The 21,923-nt window shown below is 66.2% G+C and carries 22 protein-coding genes; 11 read left to right on the top strand and 11 right to left on the bottom strand.

The genetic code is table 11. From position 1 onward, the window contains the following. Positions 1 to 10 precede the first annotated feature (10 nt). From GOQ09_RS15395 to proV, 6 genes are read right to left on the bottom strand one after another with little or no spacing between them, the layout of a single operon-like run. Positions 11 to 793, bottom strand: a complete 783-nt coding sequence (locus GOQ09_RS15395; protein WP_157614305.1) for a hypothetical protein — start codon at positions 791 to 793, stop codon at positions 11 to 13. Positions 794 to 803: 10 nt separating this feature from the next. Continuing rightward, positions 804 to 1,613 (bottom strand): glutamate racemase, encoded by an 810-nt coding sequence (murI, locus tag GOQ09_RS15390; protein WP_157614304.1) that lies wholly within the window; start codon positions 1,611 to 1,613, stop codon positions 804 to 806. 58 nt (positions 1,614 to 1,671) lie between these two features. After that, entirely contained in the window at positions 1,672 to 3,225 is a 1,554-nt protein-coding gene (locus GOQ09_RS15385; RefSeq protein WP_157614303.1) for a fumarate hydratase, read from the bottom strand. A gap of 58 nt (positions 3,226 to 3,283) precedes the next feature. Then, positions 3,284 to 4,291, bottom strand: coding sequence for a glycine betaine/L-proline ABC transporter substrate-binding protein ProX (proX, locus tag GOQ09_RS15380; protein ID WP_157614302.1), 1,008 nt, complete (start codon positions 4,289 to 4,291; stop codon positions 3,284 to 3,286). Positions 4,292 to 4,314: 23 nt separating this feature from the next. Next, a complete protein-coding gene (gene proW / locus GOQ09_RS15375) occupies positions 4,315 to 5,487 on the bottom strand; it encodes a glycine betaine/L-proline ABC transporter permease ProW (protein WP_157614301.1) in 1,173 nt (390 codons plus the stop codon). A gap of 22 nt (positions 5,488 to 5,509) precedes the next feature. Beyond that, positions 5,510 to 6,763 carry a glycine betaine/L-proline ABC transporter ATP-binding protein ProV gene (proV, locus tag GOQ09_RS15370; protein WP_157614300.1) on the bottom strand — a complete coding sequence of 418 codons (1,254 nt, stop codon included), beginning with the start codon at positions 6,761 to 6,763 and terminating at the stop codon, positions 5,510 to 5,512. A 503-nt stretch (positions 6,764 to 7,266) separates the two neighbouring features. Here proV and fumC point away from each other — a divergent pair. After that, positions 7,267 to 8,664, top strand: coding sequence for a class II fumarate hydratase (gene fumC, locus GOQ09_RS15365; RefSeq protein ID WP_157614299.1), 1,398 nt, complete (start codon positions 7,267 to 7,269; stop codon positions 8,662 to 8,664). On the opposite strand, the gene GOQ09_RS15360 is transcribed toward fumC, so the two are convergent. Next, positions 8,665 to 9,282 carry an NAD(P)-dependent oxidoreductase gene (locus tag GOQ09_RS15360; RefSeq protein WP_157614298.1) on the bottom strand — a complete coding sequence of 206 codons (618 nt, stop codon included), beginning with the start codon at positions 9,280 to 9,282 and terminating at the stop codon, positions 8,665 to 8,667. 101 nt (positions 9,283 to 9,383) lie between these two features. On the opposite strand from GOQ09_RS15360, the gene GOQ09_RS15355 reads away from it, so the two are divergent. Beyond that, positions 9,384 to 10,301, top strand: coding sequence for a LysR family transcriptional regulator (locus GOQ09_RS15355; RefSeq protein WP_157614297.1), 918 nt, complete (start codon positions 9,384 to 9,386; stop codon positions 10,299 to 10,301). A 24-nt stretch (positions 10,302 to 10,325) separates the two neighbouring features. On the opposite strand, the gene GOQ09_RS15350 is transcribed toward GOQ09_RS15355, so the two are convergent. Then, positions 10,326 to 10,961 carry a YqhA family protein gene (locus GOQ09_RS15350; protein WP_126749688.1) on the bottom strand — a complete coding sequence of 212 codons (636 nt, stop codon included), beginning with the start codon at positions 10,959 to 10,961 and terminating at the stop codon, positions 10,326 to 10,328. Between the two features lie 145 nt (positions 10,962 to 11,106). Between GOQ09_RS15350 and acs the strand changes: the two genes are divergently transcribed. Together acs and GOQ09_RS15340 are read left to right on the top strand one after the other, a co-directional pair. Next, complete coding sequence (gene acs / locus GOQ09_RS15345; protein WP_157614296.1) at positions 11,107 to 13,107, top strand: acetate--CoA ligase; 2,001 nt, start codon at positions 11,107 to 11,109, stop codon at positions 13,105 to 13,107. A 139-nt stretch (positions 13,108 to 13,246) separates the two neighbouring features. Continuing rightward, a complete protein-coding gene (locus GOQ09_RS15340; protein WP_157614295.1) occupies positions 13,247 to 13,747 on the top strand; it encodes a LapA family protein in 501 nt (166 codons plus the stop codon). Here the strand turns inward: GOQ09_RS15340 and GOQ09_RS15335 are convergent, their stop codons facing one another. Further along, positions 13,748 to 14,053: a c-type cytochrome gene (locus GOQ09_RS15335; protein WP_157614294.1), complete on the bottom strand. Its 306-nt coding sequence runs from the start codon at positions 14,051 to 14,053 to the stop codon at positions 13,748 to 13,750. Between the two features lie 106 nt (positions 14,054 to 14,159). On the opposite strand from GOQ09_RS15335, the gene GOQ09_RS15330 reads away from it, so the two are divergent. Beyond that, complete coding sequence (locus tag GOQ09_RS15330) at positions 14,160 to 14,408, top strand: TIGR04438 family Trp-rich protein (RefSeq protein WP_157614293.1); 249 nt, start codon at positions 14,160 to 14,162, stop codon at positions 14,406 to 14,408. Between the two features lie 49 nt (positions 14,409 to 14,457). Next, complete coding sequence (locus tag GOQ09_RS15325; RefSeq protein ID WP_157614292.1) at positions 14,458 to 15,279, top strand: DUF3592 domain-containing protein; 822 nt, start codon at positions 14,458 to 14,460, stop codon at positions 15,277 to 15,279. A gap of 7 nt (positions 15,280 to 15,286) precedes the next feature. Here GOQ09_RS15325 and ilvD read toward each other — a convergent pair whose 3' ends face one another. Then, positions 15,287 to 16,981: a dihydroxy-acid dehydratase gene (ilvD, locus tag GOQ09_RS15320; RefSeq protein ID WP_157614291.1), complete on the bottom strand. Its 1,695-nt coding sequence runs from the start codon at positions 16,979 to 16,981 to the stop codon at positions 15,287 to 15,289. Positions 16,982 to 17,085: 104 nt separating this feature from the next. Between ilvD and GOQ09_RS15315 the strand changes: the two genes are divergently transcribed. Continuing rightward, complete coding sequence (locus tag GOQ09_RS15315) at positions 17,086 to 18,030, top strand: LysR family transcriptional regulator (RefSeq protein WP_157614289.1); 945 nt, start codon at positions 17,086 to 17,088, stop codon at positions 18,028 to 18,030. Positions 18,031 to 18,036: 6 nt separating this feature from the next. Here GOQ09_RS15315 and GOQ09_RS15310 read toward each other — a convergent pair whose 3' ends face one another. After that, on the bottom strand, positions 18,037 to 18,981 hold the full coding sequence (locus GOQ09_RS15310) for a LysR family transcriptional regulator (protein ID WP_157614287.1): 945 nt from the start codon (positions 18,979 to 18,981) through the stop codon (positions 18,037 to 18,039). Positions 18,982 to 19,111: 130 nt separating this feature from the next. Between GOQ09_RS15310 and GOQ09_RS15305 the strand changes: the two genes are divergently transcribed. The 4 genes from GOQ09_RS15305 (at position 19,112) to GOQ09_RS15290 (ending at position 21,877) form a co-directional block, all read left to right on the top strand. Continuing rightward, positions 19,112 to 19,885, top strand: coding sequence for an SDR family oxidoreductase (locus tag GOQ09_RS15305; RefSeq protein ID WP_157614284.1), 774 nt, complete (start codon positions 19,112 to 19,114; stop codon positions 19,883 to 19,885). Between the two features lie 33 nt (positions 19,886 to 19,918). Next, the gene (locus GOQ09_RS15300) at positions 19,919 to 20,188 is read left to right on the top strand and encodes a hypothetical protein (protein ID WP_157614282.1); all 270 of its coding nucleotides are present in this window, start codon (positions 19,919 to 19,921) and stop codon (positions 20,186 to 20,188) included. Between the two features lie 57 nt (positions 20,189 to 20,245). Then, positions 20,246 to 21,067, top strand: coding sequence for a prolipoprotein diacylglyceryl transferase (gene lgt / locus GOQ09_RS15295; protein WP_157614280.1), 822 nt, complete (start codon positions 20,246 to 20,248; stop codon positions 21,065 to 21,067). Positions 21,068 to 21,208: 141 nt separating this feature from the next. Next, positions 21,209 to 21,877: a GntR family transcriptional regulator gene (locus GOQ09_RS15290; protein ID WP_157614278.1), complete on the top strand. Its 669-nt coding sequence runs from the start codon at positions 21,209 to 21,211 to the stop codon at positions 21,875 to 21,877. The last annotated feature ends 46 nt before the right edge of the window (positions 21,878 to 21,923 follow it).

Raw genomic sequence — 21,923 nt, 5'->3', positions numbered from 1 at the left:
AGCCATCGGCTCAGGGCATCTGCTGTTGCTGTAGCGACTTCGGCACGCGGTAGCGCTCGCCGTCGTAGCGCAGCGTCACGTTGCTGAACCGCGCGGGCAGGGCTTTCTCGGTGCAGCCCAGGTCTTCCTGCATTTGCGCGTGGCGCTGCACCAGCGTGCGCGAGAGTTGCAAGTCGGCGTAGCCGTTGCTTGCCGACTTGCCCACCGAAAGCATGGTGCGCAGTTTCTCGAAGCGGCCGGTGCAACTGCTGTCCCATTCGCCGCTGTCGTGGTCGAGCTCTACTTCTTGCAGCACCTGCCGCAGCTTGCTGCCGTGGTGCACGTAAAGGCGAATGGTTTCGCTCGCGGCCGAGCTGCCCGGCGCCGTGCTCCTGTAGCGCACGCGCAGCCCGAATGCGCGCGTGTCGGAAGACAGCACATAGCGCGAGGTGTCGATGCGAATGTCCTGAATGGCGGTTGCGCTGTCTTCGTCGAGCGCCTCGGGCTGGAAGACGCGACCGATGACGGTGTCGCGCTCGGTATTGCCGTTGTCCGGGCGCTGGATGAGCAGCAACTCCAGGTCGAACACCTTGGCGCCCGTGCTGCTGGTTTCGCGCGGCACCGGCAGCACCACGATGCTGCGCCCCGGAAAGGCCGGCCAAGGCTTGCACGCGGCCAGTCGCTCGTCGAGCTGGCGGTTCGGATACAGCTTGGCATGCATGCGCTCGGCCAGGCCGCTCTCGCAGGCTGCATGGCTCAGGCCTGCGGCCGAGAGGCACAGCAGGAGCAGGGTGTGGCGCAAAAACAGGCGCATGCCGAAGGTTTCAGACGGCAGTTGGAGCCGGTACTGCCGTACTTTGTTGTCGAGGCTGCAGCCAGTGCGCGGCGGCCGCTTCGAGCACGGCTAGGTCGCCGCTGCCCTGCAAGACCAGTTCGCCCTCGCCATCGTTCGCAAGCCGACCGAGCGAAGCCAGTACGCGTCGGGTCTGCTGCGCGACCGGTGCGCCGGTATCGATGAAGCGCAGCATGGGCGGTGCATGGCGCTGCAGTTCGTTCTTCACGAGCGGGTAGTGCGTGCAGCCGAGCACCACGGTATCGACCTGGCCCGGCGCATCGCCGAAAGGGCCGGCCTCGACCATGTAGCGTTCGCACAGCGCGGCAATGGCCGCAGTGTCCAGGCCTTCGATCGCCTTCACCAGGCCATCGCAAGGCACCGCACGCACGGTCGCTGATCCTGCGAAAGATTCCCGCAGCGCCGCGTATTTGGCACTGGCCAGCGTCCCGCGCGTGGCCATCACCGAGATGTGCCCGGTGCGGCTCGTTGCCACGGCGGGCTTGAGCGCCGGCTCCAGGCCCACGATGGGCAGCGCCGGATGCTCGGCGCGCAGCAGGTGAATCGCCGCGGTGGTGGCCGTATTGCAAGCCACCACAAGGGCCTTGATGCCGTGATCGGCGATCAGCTGTTCGGTCACCTTGCGCGAACGTTCGATCACATAGGCGTCGCCGCGCTCGCCATACGGCGCATAGGCGGTGTCCGCAAAATAAACGAAGCGTTCGTGCGGCAGTTCGGCGCGCAGCGCGGCGAGCACGCTGAGCCCGCCGACACCGCTATCGAACACACCGATGGAAGGCATCAGAAAACCTCCGCGCTGCGCGCTGCGGTGCGAGCGCCTTCGGGCGGCCGGGCGTCGCTCAAGCTTCTTCCATCATGATGGTCTTGAATTCGCCGCTGGCAATGCGCTTCTGCCACTCGGCCGGGCCGGTGATGTGCGCGCTGGTGCCGCCCGCGTCGACAGCCACGGTCACGGGCATGTCGACCACGTCGAATTCATAGATCGCTTCCATGCCCAGGTCCTCGAAGCCCACCACCTTGGCGGTCTTGATGGCCTTGCTCACCAGGTAGGCGGCGCCGCCCACGGCCATGAGGTAGGCGCTCTTGTGCTTCTTGATGGCTTCGATGGCGACCGGGCCGCGCTCGGCCTTGCCGATCATCGCGATCAGGCCGGTCTTGGCCAGCATCATCTCGGTGAAGCCGTCCATGCGGGTGGCGGTGGTCGGGCCGGCCGGGCCCACGGCTTCGCCCTTCACCGGATCGACCGGGCCGACGTAGTAGATGACGCGGTTGGTGAAGTCCACCGGCAGCTTCTCGCCCTTGGCCAGCATGTCCTGGATGCGCTTGTGCGCGGCGTCGCGGCCGGTGAGCATCTTGCCGTTGAGCAGCAGTGTGTCGCCCGGCTTCCAGCTTGCCACTTCGGCGGGCGTGAGCTTGTCGAGATCGACGCGCTTGCTCTTCTTTTCGTCGGGCGCCCAGTTCACGTCGGGCCACAGGTCCAGCGACGGCGGATCGAGGTACACCGCACCGCTGCCGTCCATCACGAAGTGCGCATGCCGCGTGGCCGCGCAGTTGGGAATCATCGCCACGGGCTTGCTGGCCGCGTGCGTCGGGTACATCTTGATCTTGATGTCGAGCACGGTGGCCAGGCCGCCCAGGCCCTGCGCGCCGATGCCCAGCGCATTGACCTTCTCGTACAGCTCGACGCGCAGCGCCTCGACCTTGCTCAGCTCGGCGCCCGAGGCCTTCTTGGCCTGCAGCTCGTGCATGTCCAGGTCGTCCATCAGGCTTTCCTTGGCCATCAGCGCGGCCTTCTCGGCCGTGCCGCCAATGCCGATGCCCAGCATGCCGGGCGGGCACCAGCCGGCGCCCATGGTGGGCACCGTCTTCAGAACCCAGTCGACCACGCTGTCGCCGGGGTTCAGCATGACCAGCTTGCTCTTGTTCTCGCTGCCGCCGCCCTTGGCCGCTACCGTCACTTCGACGGTGTTGCCCGGAACGATCTCGGTGAAGATCACCGCGGGCGTGTTGTCCTTCGTGTTCTTGCGGTCGAACTGCGGATCGGCCACGACCGAGGCGCGCAGTGTGTTGTCGGGGTGGTTGTAGCCGCGGCGCACGCCTTCGTTGACGGCATCGTCCAGGCTGCCTGTGAAGCCGCCCCAGCGAACGTCCATGCCCACCTTGAGGAACACGTTGACGATGCCGGTGTCCTGGCAGATCGGGCGGTGCCCGGTCGCGCTCATCTTGCTGTTGGTCAGGATCTGCGCAATGGCGTCCTTGGCGGCGGGGCTCTGCTCGCGCTCGTAGGCTTTGGCCAGGTGGGCGATGTAATCGGCGGGGTGGTAGTAGCTGATGTACTGCAGCGCGGCGCTGATCGATTCGATCAGGTCGGCCTGCTGGATCGTGGTCGTCATGGTGGGGGGTGTTCTTTTGAGTGTGGAAACGCCCCCCGATTATCTCAGCCGCCGCGTTCTACCTGGCGGCGGCCCGGGCTTCCTCGATCCAGCCGTCGAACAGCGGCCGGTGCGCCCGGATCCAGCCGTCGGTGTGGCGCTCCAGGTCTTGCTGGGTGTTGGCGCCCTGGCTCATGCGCAGGTTCTGGGCATTGATGTCGCCGATCGGCAGTTTCATCACCTCGAACAGCCTGCCGGCGGCCGGATTCTTCTCGACGAAAGCCCTGTTGGCGACGATCTGCTCCTGGTTGGCCTGGAACCCGTAGTTCTTGCCGTTGGGAAGCTGCGTGTCCGCACCGCCGCCCTGGGAGGACGAGAAGGGCACCTGCAGCCACACCACGTCTGCACCCGGCCGAAGCACGGCGCTGACCCAGTAGGGCGTCCAGGTGTAGTACAGCACCGGCTTGTCCTGCTTGAAGCGGGCGATGGTGTCGGCCATCAGTGCGGCGTAGCTGCCCTGCTTGTGGGTGACGGTGTCGCGCAGCTGGTAGGCAGTGAGGTGGTTCTCGATCGCCAGCTCGCACCCCCAGCCGGGGTTGCAGCCCGTGAGGTCGGCCTTGCCGTCGCCGTCCGCATCGAAGAGCCTGGCGATTGCCGGGTCCTTCAGTTGCGCGATGTTGGTGATGTTGTATTGCTCGGCCGTCTTGCGATCGATGAGGTAGCCCTGCACTGCGCCGTCGGAGTACACGCCGGTGCGCGAGAGCTTTGCATCGCCGCCGCTGTTCTTGTAGAAGTCCGCGTGCAGCAGGCTCCAGTGGTTGGCCATGAAAGTGGCGTCTCCGTTGGCAATGGCCAGGTGCTCGGTGGCGGGCTCGAGGTCCTTCATGGGTTCAACCGTGTAGCCGAGCTTTTCGAGCGCGCGCATCACGAGCAGTGTCTGGAACGCCTCTTCCGCGAGCGAGCTCTTCAGCGGCTGCACGGTAACGCCCTTGCCGGGCAGGTCATTGGCGGCCTGTGCGGTTGCGCCCATGGCAATGAAGCCAAGCGCGAGCAGGCCGCGGGCGATGAGAAGACGGGTTTTCTTCATGCGTTGGTTTCCTCCGTGGCCTGTCATTGCGTGGAAAACGCGGGAACCGGCGCGCCCGCATCGCGCGAAGGCGTGCCCACGAGGCGCTGCAGCACGCGCAGCGCAAGACCCGCAGGACCCGTGTGCCACCAGCGCCGCCCGGCGCTGCGGCGCGACTTGCCCATCGCCTGCGTCAGCCGGTCGAGCGAAATCGCCAGCAGCACGATGCCCAGGCCGCCCACGGTTGCCAGGCCCATGTCGAGCCGCCCGATGCCGCGCAACACCATCTGGCCCAAGCCGCCCACCGCGATCATCGAGGCGATCACCACCATCGACAGCGACAGCATCAGCGCCTGGTTGATGCCCGCCATGATCGATGGCATGGCCAGCGGCAGCTGCACCTTCACCAGCATCTGCCAGGGTGAGGCGCCGTAGGCGCGCGCGGCCTCGATCAGGTCGGGCCGCACCTGGCGCAGGCCCAGGTTGGTCAGGCGCACCAAGGGGGCCAGCGCGAAGATGATCGTCACGATCACGCCAGGCACGTTGCCAATGCCGAACAGCATCACGACCGGCACGAGGTACACGAAGGCCGGCGTGGTCTGCATCGCGTCGAGCACGGGCCGCATGATCCGCTGGGCGCGGTCGCTGCTGGCCAGCAGCACACCGAGCGGCAGGCCGATGATCATGCAGAAGACCAGCGAGGTCAGCACCAGCGACAAGGTCACCATGGCCTCGGGCCAGATGCCCAGCATGGCCACGAGCAGCAGCGCCGCCGTGGTGCCGATGGCGAGCGCGCGGCCCGCAAACTGCCAGGCGAAGAGGCCGATGAGCGCGATCATCGCGAGCGTCGGCAGGCCGGTCAGCAGGCCCTGCACCCAATTCAGCGTGCTGTCGATGGGCAGGCGCACCGTCTGGAAGAAGGGGCGGAAATGCTCGACCACCCAGCCTAGGCCCTGGTTGATCCAGGATTCGACAGGGAGGGAGCCGTCCCAGAGGCGGTGCAGTTGAAATCCGCTGGCGGCGCTGTCGGCTTGGCCGGCGAGCTGATGGGCCGCGTCCACCGGCGCGTCGAGCCAGGCGCTGGTGGCCGAGGTGTCGGGCGAGGCCGAGAGCGCCTCCCACGGATCGACGAAGGCCGCGGGCTCCGCCGCCGTGTTCAACGCGGCGCCGAGGTCTGGCGCGTTCAGGTCGGAAGAAGGCAATGTGGTGTCATTCATCGTTCGGTTGTCCTTCGTGAATTCAGTGCGGCTCGGCGGCGAGGGCGGGCGCGGCATGAGGGGAGACCGGCTCGATCGGCGGCGTGTCGCGGTCCAAAAACTTGAGCAGCGTCGTCTTGCTGATTGCGCCGCAGAAGCGGCCGTCGCCCGCCACCACCGGCAGCGCGCACGGCGCCTGCGCAAGCTGGCCGATCAGGCCGGCCACCGGCGCCTCGGCGTCGATGCGCGGCAGGTCGGCCAGGAACGCATGCTGCAGCCCGAGCGGACCCGAATGCCCGTCGAGCGCGCCGCGCAGCGTGTCGGCCGACACCACGCCGAGGAAGCGCTTGTTCGGGCTGGTCACGTAGGCGAAATCGCGGTCCTGGTCTTCCAGCAGCTTGAGCGCCGCGCGCGCACCGCGCTCGGGGTGCTCGCACACCACCGTGAGCGACTTGCGCGCGATGTCCGCCGCCTTGAAGACGGCCGCCGCGTCCACGCCCCGCACAAAGCTGCGCACGTAGTCGTCGGCAGGGCTGCGCAGGATCTCGTCGGGCGTGCCGACCTGGATCACCCGGCCGTCCTTCATGATCGCGATGCGGTCGCCGATGCGCATGGCTTCGTCGAGGTCGTGCGAGATGAAGACGATGGTGCGGCGCTGCTCTTGCTGCAGGCGCAGCAGCTCCGACTGCATCTCGGTGCGGATGATCGGGTCGAGCGCGGAGAAGGCCTCGTCCATCAACAGGATCGAAGGGTCCGAAGCCAGCGCCCGCGCCAGGCCTACTCGCTGCTGCATGCCGCCGGAGAGCTCGTCGGGGTAGCTGTCGCCCCAGCCCGCAAGACCCACCTGTGCGAGCGCCTTGTCGGCTTGCGCAAGGCGATCCTTCTTGCCGGTGCCCGAGAGCTCCAGGCCGAACGCGGTGTTCTCGCGCACCGTCATGTGCGGCATCAGCGCGAATGACTGGAACACCATGCTGATGTCCTTGCGGCGCAGCGCGCGTAGCTTGGTGTCGGAGTGCTCGTTGATGTCGGCGCCGTCGATCACGATGCGGCCCGCGGTCGGCTCGATCAGCCTGTTCAAGAGGCGCACCAGCGTCGACTTGCCAGAGCCCGAGAGGCCCATGATCACGAAGATCTCGCCGGCCTGGATCTCGAAGGTGGCATCGAAGACGCCGATCGACTGGCCTGTTTGCGCAAGGATTTCCTTCTTCGAAAAACCTTGGCGGACCAGCTCGAGTGCTTGCTCGGGCGAATCGCCGAACACCTTGAAAACATGGTCGATGAGAATTCCTTTGGCCATACGCCGGGGGCTCCTTGTGTGATGTTTGGACACAGCGCCGCCCCTGGGGTATGAGGCGGCAACGGTCACGCCATCAGCCGAGGGGAGGCTGAGCACAGAGCGCGAGAAAACGCGTGCAATGGCCCGGCGAACCTCTAGGGCTGCCGACAGGCACTGAAGACGACGTGGCGACGAAACCAGTGCCCGCCGAAAGGTGGCGTGGCAGTGGGACCGGAAACGATCCGGCCGGTTTTGCCGGGCATGGCCTGGCAGGAGAACCTTGCACCGCGACGGGATTCGGAGATCCGCGAGTAGTGCAGGGCCGACCAACATGACTTGTCGGTCGTCTGGAGCCTTCGATTATAACTTTTTGACATGACGCGAGTCAACCCAACGGGCGTAACGTCATGTTGGCTGCGGCCCCCCGAATGGCCCCGTCAAATGCGAGCTATTCTTATTGGCCGATACTGGGCCCCGCGCCCGTTGAGGCGGCGCGACCATCCAAGACTGCGGAGCTTTCTCTCATGACGACTTCCCCCAAGACCCGTGCCGAGCGCGACACCTTCGGACCGATCGATGTGCCGGCCGACAAGCTGTGGGGCGCGCAGACGCAGCGCTCGCTGCAGAATTTCGACATCTCCGGCGAGCAGCAGCCGCGCGAGATCATCAAGGCACTGGCGCAGGTCAAGCGCGCTTCGGCGGTGGTCAACCACGCGCTGGGTCTTCAAGACGAAAAGAAGACCAAAGCCATCGTGGCCGCGGCCGATGAAGTCATCGCCGGCAAGCACCCGGGTGAGTTTCCGCTCGTGGTGTGGCAGACCGGCTCGGGCACGCAGACCAACATGAACGTGAACGAGGTGCTGGCCAACCGCGCGAGCGAACTGCTCGGCGGTGAGCGCGGGGAAGGGCGCCTTGTGCACCCGAACGACGACGTGAACCGCAGCCAGTCGAGCAACGACGTGTTCCCCACCGCCATGCACGTGGCGGCCGTCGAGGCCATCACGCACAGGCTGTTGCCGGCTATTGCCAAGCTGCGCGGCACGCTTGAACAAAAGTCGAAGGACTTTGCAGATATCGTGAAGATCGGCCGCACCCATCTGCAGGACGCCACGCCGCTCACGCTGGGCCAGGAGTTCTCGGGCTACGTGGCGCAATTGGCGCACGGCGAAGCGCATGTGCGCGCCGCGCTGCCGCACCTGTGCGAACTGGCGCTCGGCGGCACGGCCGTGGGCACTGGGCTCAATGCGCCCAAGGGCTATGCGGAGCAGGTGGCGGCCGAACTCGCAAAGCTCACGGGCCTGCCTTTCGTGACGGCGCCAAACAAGTTCGAAGCCATGGCCAGCGTCGATGCGCTGGTGCATGCGCACGGCGCGCTCAAGACGCTCGCGGCCAGCATGACCAAGATTGCCAACGACGTGCGCTGGCTCGCGAGCGGCCCGCGCAGCGGCATTGGCGAGCTGAGCATTCCCGAGAACGAACCCGGCTCGTCGATCATGCCGGGCAAGGTCAACCCGACCCAGAGCGAGGCCATCACGATGCTGGCCGCGCAGGTGTTCGGCAACGACGTCGCCATCAACATCGGCGGCGCTTCGGGCAACTTCGAACTGAATGTGTTCCGCCCGATGGTGGCGCACAACTTCCTGCAGAGCGTGCGCCTGCTGGCCGACGGCATGGTGAGCTTCAACGACCACTGCGCGGTGGGCATCGAGCCGAACCGCGAGCGCATCACCGAGCTGGTGCAGCGCTCGCTGATGCTGGTGACCGCGCTCAACACGCACATCGGCTACGACAAGTCGGCCTACATCGCGAAGAAGGCGCACAAGGAAGGCACGAGCCTTCGCGAGGCTGCGATTGCTTCGGGGCACCTCACGGCCGAACAGTTCGACCAGTGGGTGGTGCCGGAGAACATGACCGGCCGTTGATCAGTACCCGATGGTGTAGCGCTGGCGCGAGTGCGCGGGCTTCTCGAGTTCGTCGATGAACGCGATCGCGTAGTCCTCGAAAGTGATCCAGCTGCGGCCTTCGGCGCTCACCAGCAGGTCGTCCTTGCCGAGGCGGAATTTGCCGGTGCGCTCGCCTTCGACGAATTCGGCCGAGGGCGAAAGAAAGGTCCAGTCGAGTTCCTTCTCATTGCGCAGCGCGTCGAGGAACACGCCGCCGGCCGTTGCTTCGGCCTTGTAGGCGTCGGGGAAGTTCGGCGTGTCGATCACCTTCAGCCCCGGTGCCGCGAACAGGCTGCCGGCGCCGCCGACTACCAGCAAGCGCTTCACGCCCGCCCGCTTCACCGGCTCGATGATGGCCGCTGGCGGCACCGTGGAGAAGTGCGCGGCGCTGAACACCGCGTCGTGGCCGGCCACGGCCTTTTCGAGTGCTGCACCGTCCAGCACGTCGAGGTCGACCGCCTTCACGTTGGCACGGCCCGAGAGCTTGTCGCTGGCCTTGCGTGCAATGGCCGTCACGGTATGGCCGCGGCGCAGGGCCTCTTCGAGAAGGCGGCCGCCGGCGCGACCGGTGGCGCCGATGATGGCAATGTGGCTCATGAATGCTCCAGGAAAGTTGATTCGATGAAACGCATCTTAGGTTTCTGGTTTCGAAAGAAATACCTCGATTTCCGCGTTTCTTTATTCCTAAAATCGTTCGAATGGATCGTTTGAACGCAATGCGGGTCTTCGTGACCGTGGTGGATTCGGGCAGCCTCTCTGCCGCAGCCGACAAGCTCGACCTTTCTCGGCCGGTGGTGACACGCTATGTGGCCGAGCTGGAGCAATGGACCGGCGCGCGCCTCTTGCACCGCACCACGCGCCGCCTGAGCCTTACCGCGGCGGGCGAAGAACTGCTGCCGCGCTGCCGCCAAGTGCTCGAACTGGCGGGCGACATGCAGGCCGCGGTGCGGCACCCGGCGGAGGCGCCGCGCGGCCAGTTGCGCATCACGGCCAGCACCTCGTTCGCGCAGGCGCAGCTGGCCGACGCCGTGGCCGACTATGTGCGGCTCTATCCCGGCGTGGCGGTCGACCTGGTGCTGCTCGACCGGGCAGTGAACCTGGTGGACGAGCGCATCGATCTCGCGATCCGGGTGGCGGTGGAGATCGATCCCAACCTGATTGCGCGCAGGCTCACGGATTGCCGTTCGGTGGTGTGCGCTTCGCCCGGGTATCTGAAGGAGCACGGCGAGCCGCTGCGCGTGGAGGAGCTGGCCCAGCGCAACTGCCTGACGCACTCGTACTTCGGACGCAGCCTCTGGAATTTCACCCGCAAGGACGACGGTACGCCCGTTTCGGTGGCCGTGGGCGGCAATGTGTCGACCAACGATGCCGCGAGCCTGATGCAGCTTGCTCGGTCGGGGGCCGGCATCACGATGCTGCCAACCTACCTGACGGCCTGCCTGCTGCGCTCCGGCGAACTGGTGAGGTTGTTTCCGGAGTTCGAGCCGCAGGTGGTCGGCATGTATGCGGTGTATGCCTCGCGCAAGCACATGCCCGCCACGCTGCGCACGATGCTCGATTTTCTGGCCGGCCGGTTCACCGAGGTACCGGCCTGGGATTTGCCGCGCGCCGGCTGAACCCCGGGGTCGGATCGGCCCGCGTCAGTGCCCGTCGCCGCGCGGCGCGTTCGACGCCATGAGCTTGTCGGTGTAGGCAATGGCCATGGCCGAGAACAGGAAGGCGATGTGAATCACCGTCTGCGCAATCAGCACGCGATCGGTGTAGTTGTCGGCGTTGATGAAGGTCTTCAGCAGGTGGATCGAGCTGATGCCGATGATGGCCGTGGCCAGCTTGACCTTGAGCACCGAGGCGTTCACATGGCTCAGCCACTCGGGCTGGTCGCGGTGGCCTTCCAGGTCCATGCGGCTCACGAAGGTTTCGTAGCCGCCGACGATCACCATGATGAGCAGGTTGGAGATCATCACCACGTCGATCAGCGCCAGCACCACCAGCATGATCACGGTTTCGTTGAGCGTGCCCACCGGCGCGGTGGTCTTGTAGCCGATGCTGGTGATCAGCGCCTGCAGCGCGTCCTTGTTGCCGAAGGCGGCTTCGACAAGGTGCAGCAGTTCGACGAGGAAGTGCACCACGTACACCGCTTGCGCCACGATCAGGCCCAGGTACAGCGGCAGCTGCAGCCAGCGACTGGCAAAAATCAGCTTGGGCAGCGGGCGAAGCGGCGAGCCACGCGCTGGTACGGGCGGGTTCCGGGTATCGAAAGGGTCGGGAGCGGACATCGGGAGGAAGGTTGGAAACGACCGGCGATTCTAGGGGTGCCCCCGTGTCCGGCCCGTGATAACCCTGCGAACTAATATCGGACCGTCAGTGACCCGTAAGTGGCTCCGCCGACATTACGGCCGCACCTACCCAGGAGACAAGAGAATGAGCAGCAGCGCATCGAAGAACATCGAATCCGTTCTGGTCGAGAACCGCGTGTTCCCGCCCGACACCCGTGCCACCCAAGGTGCCCGCATCGCCGGCATGGCCGCCTACGAGGCGCTGTGCAAGGAAGCCGAGCAGGACTTCGAAGGCTTCTGGACCCGCCAGGCCCAGGCCAACCTCAACTGGACCAAGCCGTTCACCCGCACGCTCGACGAGTCGAAGGCGCCGTTCTACGAATGGTTCGGCGACGGCGAGCTCAACGCGAGCGCCAATTGCCTGGACAAGCACATGGGCACGCCGGTCGAGAACAAGACCGCCATCGTCTTCGAGGCCGACGACGGCACCGTCACCAACGTCACCTACAAGGAACTGCTCGGCCGCGTGAGCCAGTTTGCCAACGCGCTCAAGGCCGCCGGCATCCAGAAGGGCGACCGCGTCATCATCTACATGCCGATGACGGTCGAAGGCGTGATCGCCATGCAGGCCTGCGCGCGCATCGGCGCCACGCACAGCGTGGTGTTCGGCGGCTTCTCGGCCAAGGCGCTGCAGGAGCGAATCATCGACGCCGGCGCGGTGGCCGTCATTACCGCCAACTACCAGCTGCGCGGCGGCAAGGAACTGCCGCTCAAGGCCATCGTCGACGACGGCATTGCGATGGGCGGCTGCGAGTCGATCAAGACTGTGTTCGTCTACGAGCGCACGCCCTCCGCGTGGAACCGCGTCGAAGGCCGCGATAAGACATTCGACGAGGCGCTGAAGGGCCAAAGCACCGACTGCCCGCCAGTGCCAGTGAACGCCGAGCATCCGCTCTTCATCCTCTACACGTCGGGCTCCACCGGCAAGCCCAAGGGCGTGCAGCACGCCACCGGCGGCTACCTGCTGTGGGCCAAGCTCACGATGGACTGGACCTTCGACATCAAGCCCGAAGACGTGTTCTGGTGCACCGCCGACATCGGCTGGATCACCGGCCACACGTATGTGGCCTACGGTCCGCTCGCGGCCGGCGCCACGCAGGTGGTGTTCGAGGGCATTCCTACGTTCCCGCACGCGGGCCGCTTCTGGCAGATGATCGAGAAGCACAAGGTCTCGGTGTTCTACACCGCGCCCACCGCCATCCGCTCGCTCATCAAGGCGGCCGAAGGAGACGAGAAGGTGCACCCCAAGAACTGGGACCTGACCAGCCTGCGCATCCTCGGTTCGGTGGGCGAGCCCATCAACCCCGAGGCATGGATGTGGTACCACCGCAATATCGGCGGCGAGCGTTGCCCCATCGTCGACACCTTCTGGCAGACCGAAACCGGCGGCCACGTGATCACGCCGCTGCCGGGCGCCACGCCGCTGGTGCCGGGCTCGTGCACCTTGCCGCTGCCGGGCATCATGGCCGCCATCGTCGACGAAACCGGCAAGGACCTGCCCAACGGAGCGGGCGGCATGCTGGTCATCAAGCGGCCCTGGCCCTCGATGATCCGCACCATCTGGAATGACCCCGAGCGCTTCAAGAAGAGCTACTTCCCCGAAGAGATGGGCGGCACCATCTACCTGGCGGGCGACGGTGCGGTGCGCAGCGCCGACCGCGGCTACTTCCGCATCACCGGCCGCATCGACGACGTGCTCAACGTGTCGGGCCACCGGCTCGGCACGATGGAAATCGAATCGGCGCTCGTCTCCAAGACCGACCTCGTGGCCGAAGCCGCCGTGGTCGGCCGGCCCGACGACGTGACGGGCGAGGCCGTGTGCGCTTTCGTCGTGCTCAAGCGCAGCCGCCCCACCGGTGAAGAGGCCAAGCAGATTGCCAACGAGCTGCGCGCCTGGGTCGCGAAGGAAATCGGGCCCATTGCCAAGCCGAAGGACATCCGCTTTGGCGACAACCTGCCCAAGACACGCAGCGGCAAGATCATGCGGCGCCTGCTGCGCAGCATCGCCAAGGGCGAAGCGATCACGCAGGACACGTCCACGCTCGAAAATCCTGCAATTCTGGAACAGTTGTCACAGACCAATTGATTCGATCTGTAGGACATGGCCGTTAGTGGGAAGCAGGGGCCGTTGCGGCCCGCGGCCTGAGGTACAACCAGCGGAGTTGCCGTGCGCCGGGGCGCACATGGCCGTTCCGTTGTGTTAGACCTGTTCGAAGGAGGCCCCCATGGGTGTGAGATCTGCTTTCCTGTTTGCCATTCTGCTGCTGATCGCGGCCCTTGCCGCGCTCAACTGGGGCACGCTGTCTTCGCCCGTGCCGGTCTCGCTGGGCTTCATGACCATTTCCGCGCCGCTGGGCTTGATGATGCTGGGGCTTACCGTCGCCCTGGGCGTGTTCTTCCTGGTCTATGTGCTGTACCTGCACAGCTCGGTGCTGCTGGACGCGAAGCGCCACAACAAGGAAATGCAGGTGCAGCGCGACCTTGCCGACAAGGCCGAGGCTTCGCGCTTTACCGAGCTGCGCAACTTCCTTGAAGCACAAGAGAACAAGCACATGGCGGAGAACGCCGAGCGCCATGCCGCATTGGTTGCGAGGCTGGGGCAGGTCGAGAGCGTGATTCGTCAGCGCTCGGAGCAGTCGGACAACACCGTGGCTGCGCACATCGGCCAGCTCGAAGACCGCATCGAGCGCCGGCCGCTGCCCACGGACATCGATCCGCGGGTTTGATCAGCGCGTCGACAGCACCCAGGCAGCAAGCTTCTTTGCGTCCGCTTCGCTGACCTGGTTGTTGGCTGGCATCGGCACCGGACCCCACACGCCCGAACCACCCTTGATGATCTTCGTTGCGAGCATGTCGGCGGCGCCGGCATTGCCCTTGTACTTGGCGGCCACGTCCTTGAACGAGGGGCCGAGCACCTTGCGCTCCACCGCATGGCAGCTCATGCAGTTTTTCGACGTGGCCAGCGCCAGGTCGGCGAAAGCAGGGGCGGCCAGGCCAAGGCCCAAAACAGCGAACGACAGGAGTCTTTTCATGGGGCTTATTTCGTAATGGCTAGGTTACATTCGATCTAACGCGATTGTAGGTAACGCCGTGTACCGGCGTCCGGAAGCGTTTCCAACAAAACCCGAGGGATTCGCGATGCTTTTTCTGCTGTTGGGCCTGCTGGGCATAGGTCTCAAATACTTCGAAGTGGGCATGGTCGCCGGCTGGAGCTGGTGGATCGTGCTGTCGCCTTTTGCGCTGGCCGTGGCGTGGTGGGCCTGGGCCGATTCGTCGGGCTATACCAAGCGCAAGGTCGTCGAGCGCGAAGAGCGCCGCAAGCAGGCGCGCATCGACCGCCAGCGCAGCAACATGGGCCTGCCGCCCAACAACCGCCCGAAGCGCTGACACCCGAGTGGGCGCGGCATCGTAAATTGCACGCGTTGCGGCCCACGCCATGGACGAAGAAACCATCCAGCATGCGGTGCTGGTCTTCGGGCTCTCGCTCTTGCTCGGGCCTGCCATCGGCGGATTGGCCGGATGGCTCAAGAACTTTTTCTGGGGCGTCGGCATTGGCGCGCTGCTGATCGGCTGCGCCGGGCTGTATGCCGCGGCAACCATCGGGTGGCAGCGATACCAATCGATTGAAGGCACCGCCAGCGTACAGGGCAGCCTGGTCGATTTTGTCGAAGAGCGCAGCAAGGACAGCAACGGCCGCACGACGGTTTCGCGCGCCCCGGTGGTCGAGTACGTCGCCGCCGACGGCCAGAAACGCCTGGTCAAGGGCCTTGGCGGCGGCTTGTCGGACAAGGAATGGGGCGACGCTGTCGAGGTGCGCTACAGCATCGCCGACCCGGCGCACGCGCTGATCGCCGATTTCCAGAACATGTGGGGCCCCGTGTGGGGATTCGGCATCTTCGGGCTGTTCCCGACGATGTTCGGCCTGTTCTTCACCGGCATGGCCATCAACGAAGGGCGCCCCGTCAAGCGGCCCGTGCAGCGTGCGGCCACGCCCACGCAGCAGCGCTGGCGCACGCGCGGCACCGTGATGGCCAACCTCGTTTTCGTGGCCGGCTTCGCCGTGTGTTTTCTCTACCCGGGCGAGAGCATGGGAAAGGCACTCGGCGCCGGGTTCATGACCATCGGCGCCGGTGCGTTGCTGCACTTTGCGGTGCAGAGTTTCCCTCCGGCCATGGCGTTCGAATCCCGCAGCATCCTCGCGATCGTCGGCCTCGGGTTTCTGGCCTTCGGCTACGGCGCGTGGATGATGCTGGCCTGAGGCTTTCTCAGAACTTGTCGAGCACCGCGCCCGAGCTGGCGCTCGAGGCATTGAACGCGAACTTGGCCTGCACGCCGCGCGTGTAGCGCGGAGCCGGCGGCTTCCAGCCTTCGCGGCGCTTGGCAAGCTCGGCTTCGGGCACGTTGAGTTCGAGCACCAGCTTGTGCGCATCGATCGTGATCGAGTCGCCTTCGTTCACGAATGCAATGGTGCCGCCCGCCGCCGCTTCGGGTGCCACATGGCCGACCACCATGCCCCAGGTACCGCCCGAGAAGCGGCCGTCGGTGATCAGGCCCACGCTTTCGCCCAGGCCCGCGCCGATGAGCGCGCCCGTTGGCGCCAGCATTTCGGGCATGCCCGGGCCGCCCTTGGGGCCCAGGTAGCGCAGCACCATCACGTCGCCCGCCTTGATCTTGCCGTCGAGAATGGCCTTGAGCGCCGACTGCTCGTCATCGAACACGCGCGCAGGGCCGGTGATCACGGGGTTCTTCAGGCCGGTGATCTTGGCGACTGCGCCTTCGGGCGAGAGGTTGCCCTTCAGGATGGCCAAGTGGCCTTCGTCGTACATCGGGTTATCGATGGGGCGGATCACGTCCTGGTCGGCGCGCGGCACGTCGGGCACGTCCTTCAGCACCTCGGCAATCGTCTGGCCGGTGATGGTGATGCAGTCGCCGTGCAGCAGGCCCGCGTTCAGCAGCACCTTCATCACCTGCGGAATGCCGCCGGCCTGGTGCAGGTCGACCGCCAGGTACTTGCCGCTCGGCTTCAGGTCGCAGATCACCGGAACCTTCTTGCGCATGCGCTCGAAGTCGTCGATGGTCCATTCGACTTCAGCCGCGTGCGCAATCGCCAGGAAGTGCAGCACCGCGTTGGTCGAGCCGCCCGTGGCCATGATGACGGCGACCGCGTTCTCGATGGCCTTCTTGGTCACGATGTCGCGCGGCTTCAGGTCTTTCTTGATCGCCTCGATCAGCACCTTGGCCGATTCCTTGGCCGAGTTGGCCTTTTCGTCGTGCGGGTTGGCCATGGTCGACGAATAGGGCAGCGAAATGCCCAGCGCCTCGAATGCGCTGGACATGGTGTTGGCCGTGTACATGCCGCCGCACGAGCCGGTGCCCGGAATGGCGCGCTTCTCGATCTCCAGCAGGTCTTCGTCGCTCATGTTGCCGGCGGCGTTCTGGCCCACGGCTTCGAACACGCTCACGATGTTGAGGTCTTGCCCCTTGTACTTGCCCGGCAGGATGGTGCCGCCGTACACGTAGATGGCCGGCACGTTGGCGCGCAGCATGCCCATGAGGCCGCCGGGCATGTTCTTGTCGCAGCCGCCGACCACCAGCACGCCGTCCATCCACTGGCCGCCCACGCAGGTCTCGATGCAGTCGGAGATGACCTCGCGGCTCACCAGCGAGTACTTCATGCCTTCGGTGCCCATGGCCATGCCGTCGGAGATGGTGGGGGTGCCGAACACCTGCGCGTTGCCGCCCGCCTCCTCGATGCCGGCAATGGCCGCGTCGGCCAGCTTCTGCAGGCCCGAGTTGCACGGGGTGATGGTGCTGTGGCCGTTGGCCACGCCGACCATCGGCTTCTTGAAGTCGCTCTCTTCGTAGCCCATGGCGTAGAACATCGAGCGGTTGGGCGCGCGGCTCTTGCCTTCGACGATGTTGGCGCTGCGGCGGTTGATCTGGATTGGCTTGGTGTCCATGTCGGTGTCTCTTCTCGTGGGGAATTCTCGGGGAGGGTCAAGTATCGGACTTCTCATTGATTCATTCCAATCCATTTTTCCGCGCCGATTGATATGCTTGGCATATGAAAGATGCTTTGATCGACCTGCGCGCCTGGCGCCAGTTCGTGGCCGTGGCAGAGGAACTGCACTTCGGCCGCGCCGCGCTGCGGCTGCACATGACCCAGCCGCCGGTGACGCAGGCCATTGCCCAGCTCGAGAAAACACTGGGCGTCGTGCTGTTCGACCGCACGCGCCGCCGCGTGGCGCTCACGCCGGCCGGCGAGGCGCTGCTGCCCGACGTGCGCGAGCTGCTAGCGCGCGCCCAGGCGCTGCCGGCGCGGGCGCGCGCGGCGGCGGCGGGGCAGGTGGGCCGCGTGCGCATCGCCTTTGTCTCGACCGTCGGCTTCGAGCAGCTGCCGGCCTGGGTGCGCGAATTCCGCGTGCGCTGCCCGGAGGTGGCGCTCGAACTGGTCGAAGCCACGGGCGACGTGCAGATCGAGGCCTTCGCGCGCGGCGAGATCGACGCCGGCCTGATGCTGCATTCGCCGGGTGCCGCGCCGCCTGGGCTGGCGCGCCTGCCGGTAGAGGAAGAGGCACTGGTGCTGGCGCTGCCCTCGCAGCACCGGCTCGCGCGTGCGCGGCCCGTGCCGCTGGCCGAGGCGCTGGCCGAGCCGCTCGTGATCTTCCCGCGCCGCATCGTGCCATCGCTGCACGATGCGGTCTTCGATCTCTATCACGCGGCGGGCCGCACGCCGCAAGTGGCGCAGGAGGCCATCCAGATGCAGACCATCGTCAATCTCGTCTCGGGCGGCATCGGCGTGGCCTGGGTACCGCGCAGCGTGATGCAGTTCCGGCGCGCGGGGGTGGTCTATCGGCAGGCCGGCGAGTTCAAGGGCACCGGCCGGCGCCGCGTGGCGCTGCCGGTCTGCGAAACCAGCCTCGTGTGGCCCGCGCAGGCCGCGCATCCGGCGCTGGCGCGTTTCGTGGAATTCGTGCGCGAGCGCACGGGGCGGGCACGGCCGGCGTAGGGCCGCCTACCTGCGCGGCGTTCGTGCGCCGGCCGGCCGCGGTGCTTCGGGCGCATCGAGCGACGCGGCGAGCAGCATCTCGACCCAGCCCGCGAAGGCCTGCATCCGGCGCGATAGGTTGCGCCGGTGCGGATAGATCAGGTGCACCGGCAGCGGCTGGGCGCGCGCCTCGGGCAGCACCTCGGCCAGCTCGCCGGCCGCGAGGTGTTCGCGCACGTCGTAGGCCGGGATCTGGATCAGCCCCAGCCCCGCCAGCGCGCAGGCGATGTAGGTCTCGGCGTTGTTCGCGCTCACCTGGCTGCGCATGCGCAGCGTCGCGGTCTCGCCGTCGCGCTGCCACTCCCACGGCGCCGCGCGGCCGCTGGTCGGCGAGGCGTAGTTGACCGCGAGGTGCTCGGGCAGGTCCGCCGGCGCGCGCGGCGTGCCATGGCGGGCCAGGTAGGCCGGGCTCGCGCAATTGATCAGCGTGAAATGCCCGAGCGGCCGCGCCACCAGGCTGCTGCTCGCCAACGGACCCACGCGCAGCGCGCAATCGACACCTTCGAGCACCAGGTCCACGGCGCGGTCGCTGGAGCCGAGTTCGAGCTCGATCGCCGGGTAGCGCTCGAAGAAATCCGGCAGCGCCGGCGCAATGAGCCGCCGCGCGATGCGGCTCGGCACGTCGACCTTGAGCCGTCCGCTGACGTGGCTGCGCGACGGGAGGAACTGCTGCTCGATGTCTTCCATGTCGGCCACCAGCGTGCGGGCCCGCTCCAGCAGCACTTCGCCGTCGGGCGTGAGGCCGACGCGCCGCGTGGTCCGGTGCAGGAGGCGCGAGCCCAGCTTCGCCTCGAGCTGCTGCACCGCGGTGGAGATGGTGGCGCGCGGCAGCGCGAGCCGATCGGCCGCACGCGTGAAGCTGCCGGTTTCGGCCACGCGCAGGAACACCTTGAGAAGGTCGATGCGGTCCATGCGTGCTGTCTGGATTGTTTGTGATTGTCAGAACAGTCTAGCGCCGGATTGTTGATTTATTTTGGAACTTGCCATCAATAGACTGAAGCTTCCCGATTCACATCAACGCTCTTCAGCAGGAGGCCATTCCATGTCCGCACGCACTCTCCAGAACAAGGTCGCCGTCATCGCCGGCGGCGGCAAGAACCTCGGCGCGCTCATCGGCCATCAACTGGTCGACGGCGGCGCCCGCGGCATCGCGATCCACTACAACAGCGACGCCTCGCGCAAGGAGGCGGAGAAGACCGCCGCCGAACTCGAGGCCAAGGGCGCCGGCACGCTGCTGGTGCAGGGCGACCTGGCCGTGGTGGAGAGCAGCGCGAGGCTGTTCGACCAGGCGGTGGCGCACTTCGGTCAGGTCGACATCGCCATCAACACCGCGGGCGTGGTGATCAAGAAGCCGATCCTCGATGTCACCGAAGCCGACTACGACAAGAGCTTCGACGCCAACGCCAAGGCCGCGTTCTTCTTCATCCAGCAGGCCGGCCGCACGCTGGCAGACGGCGGCAGCATCGTGTCGCTGGTGAGCTCGCTCCTCGCGGCCTACACGCCGTTCTACGCGATCTATCCGGCCTCGAAGGCGGCAGTGGAACACTACACGCGTGCGGCCTCCAAGGAGTTCGGCGAGCGCGGCATCTCGGTCAACGCGATCGGCCCCGGACCGATGGACACGCCGTTCTTCTATGGGCAGGAAAGCAAGGAGGCCGTCGAATACCACAGCAGTGCGGCGGCGCTCAGCAAGTTCTCGAAGAAGGGCCTCACCGACATCGAGGACATCGCGCCCATCGTGCGCTTCCTGGTCACCGAAGGCTGGTGGATCACGGGCCAGACCATCTTTGCCAACGGCGGCTACACCACGCGCTGATCCGGCAGGACCGCACCCGGAGGACAACGCAAGATGCACACGATCATGGTGATGGGCGGCGGCTTCGTGCTGCTGCTGGTGTTTCTGTTGGCCAGCCGTTTCATCGGCGACGGCTCGCTGCTGGCGCTGGCCACGGCCGCCAAGTGGTTCATCCCGGCATGGTTCATCGGCGCCGGCATCAACATGGCCGTGGGCGTGATCAAGGCCGGCTATTCGGTGGCCGAGGAACTGCCGATCTTCCTGCTGGTATTTGCCGTGCCGGCGTTCGTGGCGGCACTGCTCTGGTGGAAGTTCGGGCGCTGACATCGCCCTGAATGTCCCCGCGCCGGCCGCGACATTTCGGCCGGGCACAATCCGCGGATGCTCATGTATCCGCAGATCAATCCTGTCGCCCTGCAGCTCGGGCCCGTGGCCATCCACTGGTATGGCCTGACCTACCTGGCCGCGTTCGCGCTGTTCTACTTTCTCGGCACGCGCCGCCTTCGGCACGAACCGTATCGCTCGCTCGCCGGCACGGGCGCCTGGCAGCGCAAGGACATCGAGGACATTCTTTTTCTTGGGGTGATGGGCGTCATCGTGGGTGGGCGGCTCGGCTACTGCCTGTTCTACAAGCCCGAGTTCTATCTGGCGCATCCGCTCGAAATTCTCTATGTGTGGCAGGGCGGCATGAGCTTTCATGGTGGCCTCCTGGGCGTGATCGGCGCAATGATCTGGTTTGCGCGCTCGCGCGCCCGGCCGTTCTGGCAGGTGATGGACTTCGTTTCGCCCTGCGTGCCGACGGGCCTCGCGGCAGGCCGCGTGGGTAACTTCATCAACGGCGAACTCTGGGGCCGCTTCAGCAGCCCCGACCTGCCCTGGGGCATGGTGTTTCCGCAAAGCGGCTCGATGCTGCCGCGCCATCCTTCGCAGGTGTACCAGTTCCTGCTCGAGGGGCTTCTGCTGTTCGTCATCATGTGGCTCTACGCGCGCAAGGAACGCAAGGAAGGGCAGGTGGCCGCGGTGTTCCTCATCGGCTACGGCGCGCTGCGCTTCATTGCCGAATACTTCCGCGAGCCCGACGACTTTCTGGGCCTGCGCGCGCTGAACCTGAGCCAGGGGCAATGGCTCAGCGTGCCGATGGTGCTCTTCGGCATCGGCCTGTGGCTCTGGGCCGCGCGGCGCCCCCGGCCGGCCACCGCCTGAGCGGCAAGCCCTCAGGGTAAGCCCGGGCTGCGCATGGGGTGCGCAGCCCTTGCGCTGCGCGGACTGCGGCCCCACAATTTTGCGTAATTACAGAAAATTACGATTCAAGCTCTTAGCCCGCCTTGTAGCTGTCCGCCTCCCATGCGCCTTGTTCCCAACTCCCTGCACGACGAAGTCGCCGCCACGCTGCGCGAGCAGATCTTCGCGGGCGAGCTCGCGCCGGGCAGTTTCCTGGACGAGGCGGCGCTGTGCGAGCGGCTGTCGATTTCGCGCACCCCCTTGCGCGAGGCGCTCAAGGTGCTCACGGCCGAAGGCCTGCTGCGGCACGAGCCGCGGCGCGGCTGCTTCGTGCGAGAGGTGACGGAGCGCGACCTCGACGAGATATTTCCGGTGATTGCGCTGCTCGAAGGCCGCTGCGCCTACGAGGCCGCGCGAAATGCCAGCGACTCCGAGCTGCATGACCTCGACGCCTTGCATGAGCGGCTGGTGCGGCACGCCAAGGCCAAGCGCATCAACGACTACTACGCCACCAACCACCTCATTCACGAGGCGATCATCCAGTTGGCCGACAACAAGTGGCTGGCGCAGGTGATCGGCGATCTGCGCAAGATTCTCAAGCTCGCGCGGCTGCAGCAGTTGCATGCACCAGGCCGCCTGGAGCAAAGCCTGTCGGAGCACCTGGCGGTTTTCGCGGCGCTCAAGGCGCGCGACAGCGAAGGCGCGGACGCCGCCATGCGCACGCACCTGACCCGCCAGCGCGAGGCCCTGCGCGAAGTGGCGCGGCAGCAGAAATCAAGGGTGATGTCATGACCTGCACCAACAAGGGCATCTCCCCATTCCACAGAACTGGAGCGTG

This window comes from Variovorax paradoxus, from assembly GCF_009755665.1.
GTDB classification, from domain to species: Bacteria; Pseudomonadota; Gammaproteobacteria; order Burkholderiales; family Burkholderiaceae_C; genus Variovorax; species Variovorax paradoxus_G.
The sequence above is the reverse complement of the archived record's forward strand: the minus strand, read 5'-3'. Positions and strand labels throughout refer to the sequence as shown.